Below are 19,755 nucleotides of genomic sequence, written 5' to 3'. Positions count from 1 at the left end.
TATGACGCAGTGGATTGTTTTTGAAAATAAAAAATAATAAAAAGTAGAGGGAATGGATGTTAGCCATGAGAAAACATTGGGCTCAGGCCGTCGTGAATGTGATATTACTTTTGAGTGTGTCTATTGAGGTTGCTGCAAAGTCTGAGCAAGACAAGTATGAAGATTTACAAGATGGCTTTTTTTATAAAATGTATAACACCCTATCGAGAGAAACCATCAGGGGGATCACCGATGTGTATAATATTCAACCCGATGGATATGAACACGAGCCTTTAAGTCGAGCAAGAGTGCATGCTTTACTCGGCCTGATGTGGAGCATGGGGTTGGATGATGAATATGCGATAGCCGATGGCCAATTAGCACTGAATAAAGCCGATGAAATGAAAGAGCAATACATTGCCCACAGTATTATGGCACTGGCTTTTTATAATAAAGGTTGGGTTGGATTAGCAAGAGAGCAGTCGGCTTTGGTTAAGCAGCCAAAATTTGCAGGTTATGAGCAAAAGTATGAGCAAGAAGCGCTGGTAGCGAATTTGATTGTGGGTAGTCTGGCCATTCGAGAAGGGGATCTGGCGACCACTCAACATACGTTTTCAAAAGTGGCGCAAGCCACAGACAAACCTTGGGTTGAAACGTTAGCTAAAACCGCAGCGTTGAGTATGAATGGGTCTATTTTGGATGCCATCAGTTCGCTTAAAGTCTTGGGATCTGATCCTACTTTAACTCGCACTGAACGCGAACAAGTCTTGTCCCTATTGGAAGAAACAGAGCAGCTGGAAGAAACAGAGCAACAGCAGGGAAAAAGTGAGTTGAGTACGGCTGATAAAACCAAGATCACTCGGCAAGTGGGAAAAGTGCTGTTTAATCAAGTGGAGCAGCAGGGACAATCAAGCATGCAAGGGTTGATTAGCGATTTGAGGACGTATACCGAAAGTGTGGATCTTTGATTATCGCTTCCAGTGAAGGGTAAGTATTAAGCTTCGCTTAATAGAAGATCGTGAGTTCCCGCTCACAGAGAGTATTATAAACTTGCGTTTGGCTATTTTTAGGTATCTGAAAGTGTGTTTATTAATTGAAGCTTCATGCGGATTTATCGCTTCCAGCGTGGTTTGTGTAGATGCCTCAGTGAGACGCTGTGAAGCCATCCTTGGCCGCTTTACGGTTTCATCCTTGAAACCGAAACTCACTGTTGCATCTACACTGAATTGTTAAAGCGAAGACAAAAGCAGGGGGGAGGGGCGATTATAGCTACCTACATTCTAAATTTGTGTTTATTTCTTTACGTAGGCTAATGTCTTAATACAAAAATAACTCGGTGAGTGAAATATTTTTTCAAGCTTACGAACGCGAAGTAGGGACACTAAGCTGGTTTTTAGATAGGGACATCGTTGTAAATATCTGACCTGCATGGATAGCAGGAAATGCTTAAAAATGTAGGGAACATTTTTGGCCCTATAAGCTCAGACGAAAACCAACAACCTCCATGTTTAAGTGCCAGCTCGATATCCCTATCTCTAGTTCGAAGAGTTTCATTCAATGAAACCTCACCCTGCATCCGATGGTTCTGCTTTGAACAATAATAGCTGCATTCACACTGGGTTTTAAAAGCGAAAAGCAAAGCAGCATGTCTTTGAATGGGCTTATGGGAAAAGAGTGAGTTATCTGACCTGCATGGATAGCAGGGAATGCCTTAAATTGTTGGGAACAATTTTGGCCATTGGGGTTCTGATGTATTAAACATTTTGTTTACATAAGTAACTCGTTAGTGGTATTTTGTCTAACATAGGGAATATCCATCTGATTGTATTACTAAATGTAACCGATGAGTCATTTTTTGGAGTTGTTGACAGTGTTCAAAAATATCTTTTGCTTAATATTGAGTGTGTTATTTCTTTCAGGCTGTAGTGCAATGGGACCCAAATTTACACAGTTAGAAGGTTTAGATCCGCAGCACGCTAAAGTTTATATTTATAGGCCTTGGGCAATGTTGGATGGTGCAGCGGCACCCACTATTCAAATTGATGGAAAAGATCGTTTCAATATCAGTAATGGTGGTTATGAAGTGCTGGCATTATCACCAGGTATTCATAAAATAACAGTGAAAGAAGGGACCTTTATCTCTAGTTGGCGTGCCGATGAAATGAATATCGAATATAAATTTGAAGCAAATAAAAATTACTTTTTGCGTTTGTCTGCTGAGCTACAAGATGCAGGTATATCTGGTAGCTTTATATCCATTTCAGGACGTTATGGCTTTGCATTGATTGATGAATCATACGCTATCAATGAGCTTAAAGGCATTAGGAAAAACTAATAAGATAAGGGCTAAGTATCAGTTTTTTTTCACTCTTTTAGTGATGCGTATTTGGCCTGTAACTAAGTTGTGATTAATTGCTGGTAATCGCTGTTAATCGATAGTCAAACCAGTGGTTAACTGTGTGGTTTTAATTTAACTTGTTGATTATTAATAAAAGAAAAGCGCGCGTGCGCAATATATAAAGGTTATGTCACAAGGGATAGATCAATAAGATTAGCGGTATTTGAAAATGAAAGCATTTGAAATTGAACCCAAATTGAAACCTGATATGTCTAGGTTTCTGATCCATATGACAGGTAAGTCCGCAATCAAGAGCATCTTGAACAGTGGTAAAAAAAGGGGGGAAGGTTTTATTAGATCTCAGGTTCCTAATGGTTCAAAATCTGCATCATTTACACACAAAATTGCTTGCTTCACTGAAACCCCTATATTTGCTTTAGGTGGCTTTGTAGCAATATCTCAACGTCGAAGAGCAGAAGGGATGCAATACGGTATTGGATTTCGAAAATGCTACATGGTTGAGAATAATGTAAGGCCAACACTCTATCTAGACAACAAGGTTTTAGGGAGTCTATTTAATGTTGCTGATTCAGAAACTTCGGAAGCAGTGAACTCACTGCTTGAATCAATAAAATCACTTGCTCACCCTTTGGGGGAGACAATGCCTAAACAAGGCTTCACTTGGGAAAGAGAGTGGCGATTTGTTGATGAAACTGGCTTTTATTTTAACTTCGATGCTATTGAAGTAATCTGTTGCCCTAAAGAAGAGCAGTTAGAACTTCAAGTAATACTTGGTAGCCACTTAGACAAAATACAATTTGTTGACTCGTGGGCGCAGTATAAAAATCACACTCAACACATTGAACATTCTGAGCTTAAAGACAAGATTTCGGAGAACCTTGATAGTCATGACGACTTTGAAATTGAAGAGTTTCTCGATGATTACGAAGAACATGTGGAAAGCTTAAAGGCCTATAAAGAATATTTACTATCCCTTCAAAGCAATGCCGATGAAATTGAGAGGCAATTAGAAGACTTAATTGAGTGGAAGCGTTATATAGACGCAAATACTGCAGATTATTGCGGTCATTTCTCTGAAGATCTTGTTTGGCGATCTGATTTTGAACAGTCATTTTGTCCTGAGTGTTCAAGAGATTATGAAGAAGGGCTTGCAAAGTTTATGCGTGAAGATTAATTGTACGAAAAGTGGCATAGCAAGTGACAAATAACATAGACATATATGGACGCTCCCCTATAGTCAAGCCTGTTTTAGCTTGTTTTGAACGTAAAAATCTAGCCAAGGTCGTAATAGGCCTTGGTAATAAAAACTAAACCCTCATTCTTACTTACTCAGTTTTGGTCATTAGTATCGAAAAAATTATTATACAGCAATGCGTTATGAGATTTTCTATCTCCTTAAACTAAGTTTGATGGATTAGTGGATGTCCAAGGTAACTATTTATAGAAGTTATTTATGAAGGGCGATGCCACGTCCAAGAAGGACATTGATTAGTATCGAAGGCTTTCTAAGCACTCAGTATTTTGTGAGCGCTTAGATAAAAGAAATTAATTTTGGGTGTCTGAATTAGCTCTTCTGAATTAGCTCTATTTGGTTTATCTTGTGGCTCGTTGAGTTAACACTTTCTTTGTTTAAATGGCGTAAGCCTCATTTAGTTAAAAAACCAGTATTGTGGCGACCGAAGCTTAAACCTAAAAAATAGAGGACAAAGACACAGCTTAATGTCAAAACACCCCCCATTCTTATCTTGATAACTGAGCATACAGGCTCTGTCAGTGACATGCGTAACAGTCAGTTGGTGTGGAGGCAAACAACCAAGACCCCCAAAGTTATTTGACTGATTAATGACCATAAACTAGGCTTTGAATCGTTGATAAGTCATGGATGGGTGGGTTTATGCCAACAGCAAGAAAAGCAATCGCGAGTTTGGAACTTTCCAGTTAACAATAAGTTCATTTTATCATTGCGTCTCTCGTTGTGTCAGAAAGGCCCCCTAAAAGCAGCATTTAGGTTAATTCATGTTTTTTTAGCTAGGCTTGTCAACATACTCTTTGCTAAATAAGTCTCAACTGATGATTTGCCTCCCTCCTAACATTTAGATCTTCTCTTAAGCCCGCTAGCATATTGATTATGAATGGCTGTAATGATTGTATTTCAGTACATTAGTGATGTGTGTTTACTCACTGAACGCTGCGGGCTAGTTTGTTAAGTAAGTGCACTGGTAATCGAGCATGTAAAATATGCAAAGGTGACTTCTCTGTCTGCTATAGTTCTAGATATCTAGATGAAGGAGTCATCATGAAAATACAAAACACAAAATACCAGATATTTATAACCCTAGCCTTGATAACGTTACTCTCAGGTTGCCCTTGGGAAGGAGATAACGGAACCACTGGAGCAACAGGAGAAGCTGGGGCTGCTGGAGAAGCAGGAGCTGCTGGAGAAACTGGAGACACAGGGTTATCGGGCATAAATTGCTGGGACTTAAATGGAAATAGAGTAAACGACAGTAATGAAGATATTAATTTTGATGGCATCTGGAATGCTGTAGATTGTTCTGCTAATACAGACACAGTGCAATCTCCTGAGGCCGACCTTAACCATCAGCATATTTGTGAGGCATTAGCTAATCTGGGGCAATATCCAGAAGGTTGCCCATCTAATACACATACCGTTCCCTCTGGCACATTAACATATATGAATTCTGATCAGTTTTTCGATGATGGTATGGACGGATATATCAGTTGTAATCATTCACCTAATGATGGGCTACTTAGCATCAAAGCAAGAGACTTTGTAAACTCTGATGGGGATACAGTTAATCAAGTTTGGTTCGAGTTAGAAGGCGGGTATGTAGCTAAAGAAGAAATTATGGCTTTTTCCGATGCTGTGAATGGTGAGTGTCAAAGTCGCTGTCAAATCGATGTAAACTGCATTGCGGCTTTGGCTGCTAGAAAGACTTCAGAATCTTCTACATGTCGTATATTTTATCACTCCGATACAGTTTCTAAATATGAGAGAATTTGTGGTGTAGATATTCCTGGCTTTCCAGCAAGAGAACTATGCTTAGTATCGTTAGGCTCAGATGCAATCTGGGCTTCAAAATGCCCATAGTCGGTAAAACTTAATAAGCCAGAGTACTGTAACTAAATAAGCCGTGTATTGATACCCCGCACTAAAACTGACCACCGAATTTACGCGTTTATTTAAAGGCCCAGCAGGTAGCTTACAAGAACTGGATGCTTATTGTGCTCATTTAGATCGAAAGCGGCGACAAGGCGCTGGAAATTGTCATCGTTGGCTTGATAGTGCTTAATGGTTTTTGATGAGTACTTAGTTCTAATCATGTGTCCTCCCATCTTTATATCGCTCTGAACATTTTCTGATAATAATTCAGTTGTTTATTTTTATTCAAATTCATATAACTTAGTTGTTTTTAGATCATTACTGACGGTGATAATGTTAAATTCATCTTGATGTCACTGAGATTGTTCAAAGAGCGGTTTTTTGGCGTGTGGATTTTGGATCATATTGTAATGTCTTAATTAATTTCATATTGTGGTTGATGTGAGTGTACCTTAAGTCAACAGAACTTAGAGAATGGGAAAATCTGACAACTCTTCATAAAACATACTACAATTCGTATTATGAAAAGCTTAGTATCTAACAACGAGCCTGTGACTATTGTCGGTGGAGGGATTACTGGTCTGGCGGTGGCGCGTTTTTTGATCATTTCAGGACATTTGCCAGAGAAGATTATTGTAATAGAGAAAAATCATCGTTGGGGTGGGCACACCCGCACTCTCTATTTATATCTGGACAGATATGGCTCCCCTCGGATGATTTCGGACTACAGCATTGATCTTGAAAATCTGGAGCGCCCACTTCTCATTCCATCATTGCTGACGCCCGAATTTCTTTCACTTTTTCCTGCAGGGGTCGCCGAACTTAACGATCCCCGTATTCTGCCAATCGATGCTGGTTTTTGCATTTCTACTCCAAGCTATCAGAATTACGCACGGCTTCTAAATCAGGATGTGCCGTACCCTCGTGTCGATGTCTCACTTAAGTCACATATCAAACGAGGGTATCTTCTTAAAAATAATATTTTCCTTGACCCATCACTACCATTATTCGGATTGTGGAGACAGGTATTTCGCTTTATTCCACAGATCCCACAGTTAATTGACTTCAAAAAGCAGATGAATAGCTTCCTTGACTCCATCAAGGACGAGAATCTCACGACGATGACCGTATCAGAGTTTTTTTCGCAGCGAAGACTTAACGGAACAATGTTTGGGGATTTCATCACTGCGATGGTCGCTCTTTACAGCGGGTATACAGAAGCACACCTTCGTTGTGCCTCTGCACAATACTTTATAGACTTTTTGCTAGTCATGAACATGCCGCGCGGCTTTTCTGGTATCAATACGGCACTCTTAGGTAACTCATTGAGTATTCAGACTCTTGTGAATAATCTCCAAAGGAGTGGAGTGAAAATGTTCACCAACACTCGTTACAATGCCGCTATTCACAACAGTAAAACGGTTTTTGCGATACATCCATGGGAAAACAATAAGCTTAAGGATATTCATCTAGAGTCGCTTCTTGTACCTGTGTATGTGAGCCCCATGCGGTGTGAACATTTGTTGGGAATGGATAGTCTATACACTTGTACTCCTGAACTCTCTCATGTTACGCATGTCATTGGCAGCTACCGCCCAAATTTCCCATGTCACAACGTACAGATAACTTTTGGAGTAACTGGACAAGAAAAAATATATGAGGCAATCATTCGACGAGATGCAAATGCTACAGGCATACCATTAAAGATTATACCGTTAGAGAGTTATAAAGGTGAACCCCTTGATCAAAATGCGGTAAAAACGACTTGGAAACACGCCTATGTGACGCCTGAGTTTGAACTCGCGCGTGAAAAGATACATGAAAGACAAGGGCTGGAAGGTCACTGGTTTGCTAGTGCGTCGTTATTGCGATCCGCTCGACATGAAGATGGGGTAACTTCTGGGCTGGAAGCGGTCGTCCTAATGAAGGGAGCCACAGCACTGAAAAAATTATCAGAGATGGGCTTTAAAATGGTTGATACTTCAAGGAGTCGATAATGAATAGTGCGCTGACAAAACTCATTACCTTTCGATCGAAACAATTAATGGTTGTACATGAAACCTGCTTTTCCATCGGAATTAAAGATGCGTGGAATATTTGCAATGACTATTCAGCTTTCATTTCTCTTATGTTGTGCAAACAGTCAGTCAATCCGTCACCTGAGTGGCTTCTCGGTGGTCCAGGTGAGCTTGGCGCTGAACTTCGTTTTACGATCCAGCGAGATGGCAAGACCCATGTTATCGTTGAGCGTGTGGTTAGGCTCGACATAGACGAAGCGACTGGGACACACACTCTAGCTTGGGAACAGTTGAGCTCAAAACCGAAGTTGCCAGTTAGGAACTACGGATGTACGTGGGTTCTAGTCCCTGATGAATCACATGAAAATACACCACGCTGTCGGCTTACATGGACACGTTATTTTGACGAACCGATGCTTCTTGGATTGGTATCATTGGCATCAATAGCAACCACTAGCCTAAAAAGGTCTGCGGAGCCAATCATAAACGATGTTTTTCCGTCTTTCTATGAGGTAGTGGAGTAAGAGCCAATGACTTAGTGTGAAGTTGCCAACTAAAATTAGCCACGACCTTAGAGTTTAACCCATTATTTTTAGCCTATTAATGTTATGTAACTCGTTTTCTTTTTTGTTCATCATTTTCGCCCATATTTTCCAGGTCGCCACGCTGGTTTGATGTGCGAGGAAAAAGAGCTCTGAAAGTCTTGAAATGGATATTGAACTTAGCAACAAATAGCAGAAAAGAGAATGCTAACTAGTGGTGACCTATGAGTTTCCTAAATTCAGATAATCAGAGTACTACTACGGGCATAAAAATAAGCTTAGGCCGAATGCAGCAACGCCCTTTAAATGGATTTATAGAGATTGTTTTTTTGAGTTTTTCGCTAATTTTTCGGTCATTAGCTGTTCCATTTTTTCTAAGCTGATCCCTTTGGTTTCAGGGACAAACTTTATTACGATCAACATACAAATCAGTGAAAGTATACTTAATAACCAAAAGCTAAATGCACCATTAAAATGTGTTTTTAAGTATGGGTTTTGATTAAGCATGGGAAAGGATTGAGTCACAATGAATCCAGTAAACCATTGTGCACCAACTGCGATCGCCATGGCTCGTGAGCGAATTCGGTTTGGAAAAATTTCAGAAATGATGGTCCAACAAGCACAACCCCAAGATATTGCGTATGCGATGACATACAGACAAAGTGCCAACAGGGCTGCGTAGCCTTGAGTTTGTTGGTACAGTATGCAGCCGAGGATGAACATACCTAATGCACAGCCTAAGGTTCCATATTTCATTAATGGTAATCGACCGATTTTATCAATTAAATACATGCCTAATGCATTACCAATAATGAAGACTAATCCCACAAACGTTGTTTGGAAAAGTGCGTTGGTCGTGCCTCCCACAAGTGGTTTGAGAATGTTAGGGGTATAATACATTATCACATTGATACCAATCAGTTGTTGGGCAGCAGCAACAAAAGTACCAATTAATAAGATTGAAAGAAGTGGACGAGACCTTAGACTGGTTTTAATTTTGTGTGTTGTACGGTGTTTGATAAGTGAATCTTGAATTTCTTTGATAAGTTGATCAACGTGTTTAGGATTATAAGTATGAGAGAGTGTTTTTTTTGCTTTATTTAATTTCCCTTTTTCGACTAACCAACGTGGAGATTCTGGAATGAGGAATAGTAATCCAGCAAATAATAATGCCGGAATAATTTCAGATCCCAGCATCCAACGCCACCCCATTTTTATTAACCACTCTTCAGACATGCCTTTGGCAATGAGGTAATTAACATAGAATACACAAGTTTGACCGATGACCGCAGATTGCTGGAACATACTTACTGCGCGACCACGAAAGTCTTTTGGGGCAACTTCAGACATATACATCGGGGATGCGACGCAAGCTAAGCCTACTGCGATACCGCCGATAATGCGAAATAAGATATAAGATCCAAATGTTTGTGCGACGGCAGAACCGATTGCTGAGATAGCAAATAAAAGAGCAGAAATGAAAAGGGTATACCGACGACCATATTTTTGTGTACTCCATCCAGCACTAAGTGCCCCGATGATACTACCAAGAACGACACAGGAGACAGCCCAACCGGTTTGTGCTGGCAACAGATTGAAGTATTTACTGATTGGGCCTATGGCGCCAGAGATAACGGCTGTATCATAACCTAATAAAATGCCTCCTAATGCAGCAATACAACAAATGCGAATGATATACACGATATTATGCTTACGGGACATTTTTTCTTCCTTATTGACATGTCCAAGTTCACTTTAATGCTTGAATAAGCATAGGGTGTTCTGCTTGTAAATGCCCACAATTAGTTAGATTCATGATTTGCTATAATTAATGCTCTATATTTTCTATATTTATTTTTTTTACACATGAATGTTAGACATCAGTGGTCACTGATGTCTTCATTTTTCAGGGGGACATCTATACTTATTATCTGCGAGCTAACGTGGAGAGAAATATGAGAGCAGTGCAATTGGGGATTAGTCCTTTGACTTGGACTAATGATGATATGCCTGAGCTAGGCGGCCATATTCCATTGGAAACATGTTTGAGTGAGATGGCACAATCAGGCTTCACTGGTACGGAGTTAGGGACCAAATACCCACGAGATCCTCAAATATTACTCCCGCTATTAAAACAATATGGGCTTGTACTCGCATCGGGTTGGTTTAGCGGTAATTTAATGTTGTTTTCTGCACAGGAAGAAATTGCAGCGATGCAAGGACATATCAAATTGCTCAAAGCGGCAGGTTGTACTGTAATGGTTTATGGTGAGGTCAGTAATAGTGTGCATGGAAACATTAATATGCCTTTATCTCATCGAGTCATCTTGTCAGAGGATGAGTGGAAAGTGTATGCAGAAAAGCTGACGGTTGTTGCAGATCACTTAGTGAATGAACATGGTATTAAGCTGTCATATCATCATCATGTTGGCACAATTTGTGAAACGGAAGATGACATTAATCTCTTGATGAACCTGACAGGGGATGCTGTTTATCTAACACTTGATACAGGGCATATGACCTATGGTGGCGGTGAACCTGTTTCGATGATAAAGCGCTGGGGACACCGTATCGGCCATATGCATTTTAAAGATATTCGTTCAGATATTTTGCAGGCGACACGTGCGGTTGATAAATCATTTCTTAATGCTGTATTGGATGGTGTATTTACTGTTCCCGGTAATGGCGATATTGGTTACAACGATATTTTTTCAGCTTTGAAAGCGCAGCATTATAAGGGCTGGTTAGTGGTTGAAGCTGAACAAGACCCCGCTAAAGCTGACCCATTGACATTTGCAAAAATAGCTTATGAAACGATCATCGGATATGTCGATAAGTACGATCTATAATTAAAAAGTGCTATTTGAATGCAATGACTGTAAGAAATAGTTTATGTGCTGATTTTCTGAAATCTACATTGTTATCTCTTAGATGGAGAAAAAGATGGACAATACAATACGCCTAACGGTTACTGAAGCACTAGCTAAATACCTTGTTTCTCAGAAAATTCAAATTGATGGTAAAGTTGAACAATTATTTGGTGCTGCCTTCGCCATATTTGGACACGGGAATGTCACTTGTTTTGGTCAACAATTGAAAAATATTGCCGATCAAATTCCCACATGGAGAGGACAAAATGAGCAGTCAATGGCCATTGCTGCGATTGCTTATGCTAAGGCGAATCAACGTCGTCGCATTGGGATTGCGACTAGTTCAATTGGACCTGGTGCGACTAATATGTTGACTGCAGCAGGTGTCGCTCACACAAACCGTTTGCCTTTGTTATTGATTTCAGGCGATGCTTATGTGAGTCGCTTACCGGATCCCGTTTTACAACAACCTGTCAACTTTGATGATCCTTCTATAACGGCCATTGATGCGTTTAAACCACTGACGCGATATTGGGATCGGATTATATCACCTGCACAGTTGATGCATACTCTGCCGCAGGCCATCGATAATTTGCTTGACCCTGAAATGTGTGGTCCTGTGTTTATTGGCTTGCCTCAAGATATTCAAGGTGTTGCTTACGATTTTCCTACAGTGTTTTTTACTGAAAAGATTCATCGTATTCGTCGTCCAGAGCCTGAAGCATGTGCACTTAAAGAAGCGAAAACGCTTTTGTTACAAGCCAAAAAGCCGTTGATTATTTCTGGTGGAGGAGTGCATTATTCCTTAGCAACACATGAGCTTGCTGAGATGGCTGCTAAACATAATATTCCCGTCGTTGAGACCATTGCTGGTCGTGCTAGTTTGTTACAAGATAATCCATTAAATGCAGGACCTATTGGCGTCACCGGATCTGATTCAGCTAATCATATGGCAAGCGAAGCCGATGTTGTGCTGGCTGTTGGGACTCGTTTGCAGGATTTTACTACAGGTTCGTGGACTGTTTTTCAAAATCCTGAAATGAAGCTTATCAGTATTAATGTAGGAAAGTTTGATGCCATTAAGCATCAGTCTTATCCTATTTTGGGAGATGCGAGAACCTGTATGACTAAATTGTCAGCATTATTGGGCGATTGGCGTGCACCAGTGCCGTGGTCTGATAAAGCGAAAGCAGAAGCTGATGACTGGAAAGCGCTTGTATATCGCCGTACTCATCCGCAAGTTGGCGATTTGTTACCAGGTTTGTCTTCGTATGCAGAAGTGATTGGCAAGTTAAATCATTTGATGGAACCAGGTGACACGGTATTGACTGCAGCGGGCGGGCTTCCTGCAGAATTAGCGATGAACTGGCAGAGCTATCAAATTGGGAAGTTTGATATTGATTTTGGCTATTCATGCATGGGTTATGAAATTGCTGGTGGTTGGGGGGCGAAAATGGCCAATCCAGATAACGAGGTTATAGTGCTCGTGGGCGATGGTTCTTATTTGATGCACAATTCTGATATTTATTCTTCTGTATTGACAGGGCATAAGATGATCCTTGTGGTATGTGACAATGGTGGCTTCGCAGTGATTAATAAATTGCAGCAAAATACGGGCAATGAATCATTTAATAATCTTTTTGTCGACTGCAAACGTTCGAAAGGAAAGCTTGCTCGTGTCGATTTTGCGAAACATGCTGAATCTCAAGGTGCGATAAGTGAGAAGCTCCCTTCAATAGAAGAGTTTGATGCGGCTTTTACTCGAGCCAAGGCGGCTGATAGAACCTATGTTATAGTGGTGGATATTGACCCGGTATCAGCTGCAGCATGGTCTCAGTGTGATTGTTGGTGGGAAGTTGGATTACCAGAGATCACTCATAACCAGAATACAGCGAAGAAAGTCTCTGATTGGGAAGCGGGTAGAAGCATACAACGTCGAGGCGTGTAATGCCTGCATTTTATATTATTTCATCCATTGAACTTACCTCTATTTATTATTTAGATTTAATTGAAAATAAATGTTTATTCCCGTTGTGATATTTACTCAGGAGTCTAGCTATGTTTGATGAAGAGTGTCATTTTGAACACCCTATCCGTTGGGGGATGGTGGGGGGAGGCCGAGGAAGTCAAATTGGTTATTCACATCGTAATGCGGCACAACGAGATGGATTATTTGAGTTAGTGGCTGGTGCATTTGATCGAAATCCGAGTGATTGTCTCGATTTTGGTATTAATATCGGTCTAAATGCTGACCGTTGTTACGCGACTTATAAAGAAATGTTTGCTGTTGAAGCAAAGCGTAAAAAAGGCATTGAGGCTGTTTCAATTGCGACGCCTAATTCGACGCACTACGAAATCTGTAAGGCTGCACTCGAGGCGAGATTACATGTTGTGTGTGAAAAGCCAATTACGTTTGCCATTGAAGAAGCGCTAGAGCTAAAAAGTATTGCGAAAAAAAATAATTGTGTCATTGGTGTGATGTACGGTTACAGCGGTTTTCCTATGGTGCAGCAGGCGCGCGAAATGGTACAAAGAGGGTGCATTGGTAATGTCCGTGTCGTTAATATGCAGTTTGCTCATGGTTTTCATAATGAAGAACATGAATTGACTGAACCTGCATTGAGGTGGCGTGTCACCCCTGAAGTTTCTGGTCCTACTTACATATTGGGTGATATTGGTACACATGTATTTTACTTGTGTGACTTTATAACAGGTCTGAAAGTGAAGCGTTTATCATGTATGCGTCAAAGCTTTATTAAATCCCGTGTACCGTTAGAAGATAATGCCCATGTGATGATGGAATTTAATGGTGGTGCTGTAGGAACCTTGTGGGCATCCGCTGTTAATGCTGGTGCGATGCATCAGCAAAAAATCCGTATTGTTGGTGAGAAAGCTTCTATTGAATGGTGGGATGAACAGCCAAATCAATTACGTTATGAGGTGCAAGGGGAGCCTGTTCGAGTACTAGAGCGTGGAATGGGGTATTTATACCAAGATGCTATTGATGTTTCACCTGATCGTATCAGTGGTGGCCATGCCGAAGGGTATTTTGAATCATGGGCCAATATTTATCATCGATTTGCACTAGCATTCGATGCTGCAAAACATAATGATGTCGCCAAACTTTCGACCATTTTATTTCCGAATATTGATGCGGGTATTGATGGGGTACGTTTATGTGAGAAGTGTGTTGAATCAGCAGATAATAATGCCGTTTGGGTTGACTATATTTAATAGGGGATTTGTTTGATTAACCGTTAAAACATAGCAGGGACTGATTTGAAACAGGTAAGTCACTTGGGCAATATAAGGAGGGGGAATATGACGAAGATTACGCTGCAGCACAATCGTTCTTTGGATGCTATCGTGTTAGGTCGTGCGGGTGTTGATCTTTATGCTCGAGAGGCAAATATGGATATGGCTGATATTTCTGGATTTAATAAGTTTGTCGGTGGCTCTGCTGCAAATATTGCTGTCGCGATCAGAAAATTAGGTGGAAAAAGTGGATTCATTGGGTGTGTGGCAGATGATGTATTTGGTGATTACGTCAAACGCTATATGTTAACTCAAGGTATTAACCTTGATGGTATGATGACTGATGCATCGGGTTCTCGCACATCAGTAGCATTTACAGAAATGAAGCCATCGGATTGCGCTGTATTGATATACCGTAACAAGGCTTCTGATTTGATGATAACCCCAGAACAAGTGAGTCAAGAGTATATTGCAAGTGCAAAAATATTGGTAGTGACAGGCACAGCTCTATCAAGTAGTCCAAGTCGTGAAGCCTGTTTGATTGCGATGGAATTTGCTCGTCGAAGCGATACTGTGGTGGTTTTGGATGTGGACTATCGTCCATATTCATGGCGCACTGATGTGGATGCCTCGATTTATTATGGTATTGCCGCAACACTTTGTGACATTGTGATTGGTAATCGTGAAGAATTCGACATTATGGAAACAGTTCTAGCCCCTGGTAATCATGATGATGATATAACCGCTAAGCGCTTCTTAGGTGTAAATACACAAATTGTGGTGATTAAAGGAGGTGAACAGGGAGTGAAAGTTTATTGTCAAACCGGTGAGCGATTTCAACAAGGTATTTTTCATGTCAATGCACAGAAACCCTTTGGTTCAGGCGATGCCTTTGCGGGAGCATTAATTTGGACACTGGCAAATGGTGGAGCGTTGGAAGATGGCGTAGTCAATGGTTCAGCGGCTGCAGCGATTAATGTTAGTGGCAATAGTTGTACAGAAGCTATGCCAAGTAAAGAGCAACTGTTTGAGTTTGTTAAGGCAAATAAACAACATTAGCCATGAGGAGAAAATGATTATGAGTAAGCATATTCCCCCTTTTAAAAATAACAATCAGCCAATCGTTGATGTGAATGATGATGTCACACCACTGTGTTATTTCAACCAAGTTTATTTAAATCAAAATCAGAAATTTGAGCATAAGGTTGAAGGATATGAATCTGTCATTGTGTTAGCAGGTGGTACGTGTCGTATAACAGTGATTAAAGATGCTTCTCAGACTGATACAGGTGTTATATTTGACAATGTAGGTCAGCGTGCGACTATATGGGAAGGTGATCCTGAGTCTGTTTACGTTCCTGTCGGTTATCGTGCCATTATTGAGAGTCTCAGTAAACATGCTGACATTATGATTGCAGGTGGACGTTTTGATGCTTCTTTTGAACCTTTTTGTGTGCGTGCTGCTAATGTGGATATGGTGCAGTATGGCTCTGATGATACTAAAACCCACCGTAAAATTAAGCACATATTAGGTCAATCAAATGCCGATAAGCGTGGTCGGCTGCTTGTTAGTGAGTTATTTACGGTGGGAGCCGGTGGCTGGTCAGGTTTTCCGCCGCACAAACATGATGTTGATCGTGTGAAAGATGATGGCAGTAATGAAACGGCATTTGAGGAAGTGTATCAGTTTCGTTTTAATCCTGATATTGGTTTTGGAGCACAATTTGTATATGAGCATGAAGATGATTTTGGTCCTATTTATCATGTGCGTACGGGGTCGGTGATTAAAATCAATAAAGGTTACCATCCCAGTGTTGCGGCACCTGGTTATGAGATGTATTATTTTACTGTTATCGTCGGGAAAACCTCTCAATCATTGAGTCAACATTTTGATCCGCACCATGCCTATCAGGTTGAAACAATCCCGGGTATTAAAGATATGATTGCCAAATTCAAGTAATCAGGAGTGCGATGTTATGTTAGTGAATTTGAATGATTTATTACCTCAAGCTGCTGCTGCTGATTATGCCATCCCCTGCTTTAGTATATTTGGTCTTGAGGATTCAAAAGCTGTCGTTGAAGCGGCAGAAGCAGTGAATAAGCCGGTCATTCTGAGTTGTAATAAAGACATGGTCGATTTTTATGGGGTTGAAACCGTTGCGGCTATGTTGTTGAATTTAGTACATGATAGTCGTGTACCTGTGTGTTTACATCTAGATCATACTTACGAAGAAGCAGTGGTTTTTCGTGCACTAAAGGCGGGCTTTAGCTCAGTGATGTTTGATGGCTCTCAGTTGCCATTAACTGAAAATATTGCTCGTACTCGTGTTGTGGCGGATGTGGCGCATTCATTAGGTGCATCAATAGAAGGTGAGATTGGTTCGGTGCCTTACAATGAGGGTCGTGATCATATCAAAACCATTGATACCCGTCCGGCCGATGCGGTACGATTTGCCCTTGAGAGTGGTGTTGATTGTGTGGCTATTTCTGTGGGGAATGTTCATCGTATGACAGAGCCCAACTGTACGATAGATTTTGCTTTATTAGGACAAATTGCAGCAAAAGTATCCCTTCCGCTAGTGATCCATGGTGCTACAGGGATCCGTGATGAAGATATGAGAAAACTAAAAAAGAGTCGAGTCGCTAAATTTAATATTGGTACCTGTTTACGTCAGGCCCTTTGGCATAATCTGCGTGAGCAGATGAATAATGAACCCGATAAGTTTGATCGTATTTATTTTATGAAAAAAGTCATGCCTTTTGTTACAAAAGAAGCGCTTCATAATTTCGAATTATTATCATAACTCTTTTTTACTCATCGCTTATCTGATATTTTTTGAGAAAGAACGCCAGTTGTATTGATTACGGCTGATGTGGATCAAGCTTAATTTCAGTTCCAGAGAGTAAAGATTTCATCGCATTATCGGCAAGGAATAGGGCTTGCTTTGCATCGTGACCACTACATATAGGAGGGACTCTTTGCGCAATGACATCGACAAAATGATCCCATTCAGCTTTATAAGCTGTTTGGTAGCGCTGCAGGAAAAAAGGTTCTGCTTTAGCGTTTATACAGCCGTTTTCATTCCATTGTTCAACGCTATTTTCTTTGATGTTTCTTGTTGTTAATAGGCCTTTTTCACCATGTATTTCAATGCGTTGATCATAGCCATAGCCTGAGCGGCGACTATTGGAAATTGTCGCAATAGCCCCAGAAGGAAACTTCATGACAATGAAAGCTGTATCGATATCACCGATTAATTCAATCTCGGAGTTGATTAAGTTACTGCCTTTAGCATAAATAGAAATAGGCTCCTCTTCCATAATATATCGTGCCATATCAAAATCATGGATAGTCATGTCGTGAAACATGCTACCTGAGGTTTTGACGTAATGAGCTGTAGGAGGTTCAGGATCTCGAGAAATAATCAATATTGATTCTGGTTTACCAATTTTCCCTTCTTTTAGCTCCTTTCTCATTACTTTGAAATGGAGATCATGACGTCGATTGAATCCGATCAGTAAAGCCACATTATTGGCCTTAAGGACATCAAGACATTGTATTACGCGATGCATTTCTAAGTGTATTGGTTTTTCACAGAAAATATCTTTTCCAGCGAGTGCAGCCTTTTCTATCAAATCAGCATGTGTATCGGTTGCAGAAGCAATTATTATGGCATGAATATTTGGATCGCTCATGGCTTCTTCAGTTGATTGTACTTTTGCATTATAAAGTTGAGCGAGTTCTTTTGCGCCTTCCATGTATGGATCAATAATTGAATAAAGTAATGTTTCATTATGTTGATGAATATTAATAGCATGTATTTTTCCAATTCGCCCTGCACCGAATAATGCAATATTGTACATGTATGATCCCATTTTAGTTTTTTAAATATTGGTTATTGAGTTGTCTTATCTCATTATTACTTAATAGTAGATGTTAATTCTTATTCATATCCAGTTTTGTTTCATCACCTTGATTAAGTTGGGATAATAGTCTAACGGAGCGTTTCTTTAGGGGGCTAAAATAGAATGGATACCGACAACAGGGTATTGTAGTTTTGCTGAGACGCAGCAAAAGATTATTCGATACACCATTGGATATTACTGTCAGTTTCTCCCTTATCAATACAATGGTGGGCTGACACCAAAGGAATCAGAGCGGTTGTTCTGGTTAAGCTCTAAGAGTGTGGCCCATTTAAGTTGATTACTTGTCATGATATAGAACAAATGAGACAGGGATAAGATCTATTGAGTGTATTTTCCTTGTAAAATTAACAAGAATGATCTTAGGCCCAACATTAGTTTTTGTTACTGAAATAGAACAGGCCTTTGAGACTCGAATGTCATTGTTCGAGTCTCTTATTTATGTTGTTATTAATGCTTGTTAGTCAGTTTTGGGTGGAAAGCTTGCGAGCATTTTTGTAATGGTCTCATTGAGTTTGGTTTGCTTTTCTTCTGGCGTCATGCTGTTGTTGATTTTAGCGGTGGCGGTTGATTGCCAAATGATCTGATTAGATTGGTTATCGACGACATCAATGATTAATTGACCCTCTTGATAGGGAGTGACGCGGGCAGGTGAAGTCGTGACAACACTGCCCGGGCCCATAAAGCCGGTTGAATAAGTCGGGCCTTTAACATTTAGCTTTGTTTCTTGTCCTACTCGATAGTACACCTTGATGTCAGCTGAGCTTGGATTGCTTTCTTGCTGATATCTCTTGGATAAATTTTGATTGATAGATTGTTCTATTTGGCGATAAACATAGGCGGGGGGCCGTGCAGTTTGAGGCCCTGATGTATTGGGTTGAGGCGGTAATGGTGGCAGATTTAAATCGGGTATAATTTGTTTTAACTTTGCTGCTGGAAGAGGTAAGTCATTGGGATCGGGCTGCAATTTTGATTCAAGGTAATAACTTGAAATAGCCGCATATTGATATTGGGGGTCATAATCATGGTTAATGGTAACGGATGAACAGGCCGTTAAACCGAATAAAATGATGGACGAACAGGAGATAAGCAATAATAAGCGAGCAGTGGGCATATTAATATTCATATGATGAGAGATATATTCATTTAAGTCTTAATATTCATGAGAAGCAAGCCATCATAGTATAAAGTGTTTTTCAATACAGTGTTTGAATGAAAAAATGATTTGAAACCTCATCACTTTTTTATGTTAACTTTTTATTTTACCTATTGATTTATAATCTTATTAAGTATCTTGGGTCTATTTATAACAACGAATTGAAGAATAGATGCAATCAATGCTTTTATTTTTTCACATGTTATTTCATGGAGTTAGCTTTTGTCTTTTTTTATTACTCAATATTGAATTATAGTCGTGTCTCTTTGTTTGGTTTCTATGGATAAATAATTAACTTAATCGATAAAGTTTTCTATCAGATTTTAAAATAGTCATAAAAAAGTTTGTTACAAATAGTGCTTTTATTCTAAATGCGGCTGTGATTAATGTTAATAATCTGAGTTAACTGGATTTCGTTCATTTTTGATTCTCAGAACTATTGAATATTCCTAATTCAACAGTATGAGAATAATGTGATTTATATGTGATTGAAGGATTTTTTATTTTCTTACCTGTTGATGTTTCTCT

Annotated in this window: 15 protein-coding genes and 2 pseudogenes; 14 read left to right on the top strand and 3 right to left on the bottom strand. The window is 40.0% G+C overall.

What is annotated here, in order from left to right; genetic code table 11:
• Positions 1–65: 65 nt before the first annotated feature.
• The 7 genes and pseudogenes from Q0779_RS06430 (at position 66) to Q0779_RS06400 (ending at position 8,004) form a co-directional block, all read left to right on the top strand.
• Positions 66–947: a hypothetical protein gene (locus Q0779_RS06430; protein WP_298770711.1), complete on the top strand. Its 882-nt coding sequence runs from the start codon at positions 66–68 to the stop codon at positions 945–947.
• Between the two features lie 962 nt (positions 948–1,909).
• Entirely contained in the window at positions 1,910–2,314 is a 405-nt protein-coding gene (locus Q0779_RS06425) for a DUF2846 domain-containing protein (protein ID WP_298770709.1), read from the top strand.
• A 232-nt stretch (positions 2,315–2,546) separates the two neighbouring features.
• Positions 2,547–3,512 carry a hypothetical protein gene (locus tag Q0779_RS06420; RefSeq protein WP_298770707.1) on the top strand — a complete coding sequence of 322 codons (966 nt, stop codon included), beginning with the start codon at positions 2,547–2,549 and terminating at the stop codon, positions 3,510–3,512.
• A 1,122-nt stretch (positions 3,513–4,634) separates the two neighbouring features.
• Positions 4,635–5,450, top strand: a complete 816-nt coding sequence (locus Q0779_RS06415; protein WP_298770705.1) for a hypothetical protein — start codon at positions 4,635–4,637, stop codon at positions 5,448–5,450.
• A 61-nt stretch (positions 5,451–5,511) separates the two neighbouring features.
• Positions 5,512–5,652 (top strand): annotated as a pseudogene (locus tag Q0779_RS06410) (transposase); the annotation flags it as partial.
• A 331-nt stretch (positions 5,653–5,983) separates the two neighbouring features.
• Positions 5,984–7,459, top strand: a complete 1,476-nt coding sequence (locus tag Q0779_RS06405) for an NAD(P)-binding protein (protein WP_298770703.1) — start codon at positions 5,984–5,986, stop codon at positions 7,457–7,459.
• A complete protein-coding gene (locus Q0779_RS06400) occupies positions 7,459–8,004 on the top strand; it encodes a hypothetical protein (protein WP_298770701.1) in 546 nt (181 codons plus the stop codon). The genes Q0779_RS06405 and Q0779_RS06400 overlap by 1 nt, the downstream gene beginning before the upstream one ends.
• A gap of 330 nt (positions 8,005–8,334) precedes the next feature.
• Here Q0779_RS06400 and Q0779_RS06395 read toward each other — a convergent pair whose 3' ends face one another.
• Positions 8,335–9,744: a sugar porter family MFS transporter gene (locus Q0779_RS06395; protein WP_298770697.1), complete on the bottom strand. Its 1,410-nt coding sequence runs from the start codon at positions 9,742–9,744 to the stop codon at positions 8,335–8,337.
• Positions 9,745–9,977: 233 nt separating this feature from the next.
• On the opposite strand from Q0779_RS06395, the gene iolE reads away from it, so the two are divergent.
• The 6 genes from iolE (at position 9,978) to Q0779_RS06365 (ending at position 16,951) form a co-directional block, all read left to right on the top strand.
• Entirely contained in the window at positions 9,978–10,871 is an 894-nt protein-coding gene (gene iolE, locus Q0779_RS06390) for a myo-inosose-2 dehydratase (RefSeq protein WP_298770695.1), read from the top strand.
• 94 nt (positions 10,872–10,965) lie between these two features.
• Positions 10,966–12,840 (top strand): 3D-(3,5/4)-trihydroxycyclohexane-1,2-dione acylhydrolase (decyclizing), encoded by a 1,875-nt coding sequence (iolD, locus tag Q0779_RS06385; RefSeq protein ID WP_298770693.1) that lies wholly within the window; start codon positions 10,966–10,968, stop codon positions 12,838–12,840.
• A gap of 110 nt (positions 12,841–12,950) precedes the next feature.
• On the top strand, positions 12,951–14,126 hold the full coding sequence (locus Q0779_RS06380; RefSeq protein ID WP_298770690.1) for a Gfo/Idh/MocA family oxidoreductase: 1,176 nt from the start codon (positions 12,951–12,953) through the stop codon (positions 14,124–14,126).
• An 87-nt stretch (positions 14,127–14,213) separates the two neighbouring features.
• A complete protein-coding gene (gene iolC / locus Q0779_RS06375; protein WP_298770688.1) occupies positions 14,214–15,206 on the top strand; it encodes a 5-dehydro-2-deoxygluconokinase in 993 nt (330 codons plus the stop codon).
• Positions 15,207–15,225: 19 nt separating this feature from the next.
• Positions 15,226–16,107, top strand: coding sequence for a 5-deoxy-glucuronate isomerase (locus Q0779_RS06370; RefSeq protein ID WP_298770686.1), 882 nt, complete (start codon positions 15,226–15,228; stop codon positions 16,105–16,107).
• 16 nt (positions 16,108–16,123) lie between these two features.
• Positions 16,124–16,951: a class II fructose-bisphosphate aldolase gene (locus Q0779_RS06365; RefSeq protein WP_298770684.1), complete on the top strand. Its 828-nt coding sequence runs from the start codon at positions 16,124–16,126 to the stop codon at positions 16,949–16,951.
• Positions 16,952–17,009: 58 nt separating this feature from the next.
• On the opposite strand, the gene iolG is transcribed toward Q0779_RS06365, so the two are convergent.
• Positions 17,010–18,011: an inositol 2-dehydrogenase gene (iolG, locus tag Q0779_RS06360; RefSeq protein ID WP_298770682.1), complete on the bottom strand. Its 1,002-nt coding sequence runs from the start codon at positions 18,009–18,011 to the stop codon at positions 17,010–17,012.
• Positions 18,012–18,130: 119 nt separating this feature from the next.
• Between iolG and Q0779_RS06355 the strand changes: the two are divergent.
• Positions 18,131–18,351 (top strand): annotated as a pseudogene (locus Q0779_RS06355) (IS3 family transposase); the annotation flags it as partial.
• A gap of 180 nt (positions 18,352–18,531) precedes the next feature.
• Here Q0779_RS06355 and Q0779_RS06350 read toward each other — a convergent pair.
• Positions 18,532–19,185, bottom strand: coding sequence for a DUF4136 domain-containing protein (locus Q0779_RS06350; protein WP_298770680.1), 654 nt, complete (start codon positions 19,183–19,185; stop codon positions 18,532–18,534).
• Positions 19,186–19,755: the final 570 nt, after the last annotated feature.

The organism is uncultured Shewanella sp., from assembly GCF_947491715.1.
In the GTDB taxonomy this organism is placed as follows: domain Bacteria; phylum Pseudomonadota; class Gammaproteobacteria; order Enterobacterales; family Shewanellaceae; genus Shewanella.
The sequence above is the reverse complement of the archived record's forward strand: the minus strand, read 5'-3'. Positions and strand labels throughout refer to the sequence as shown.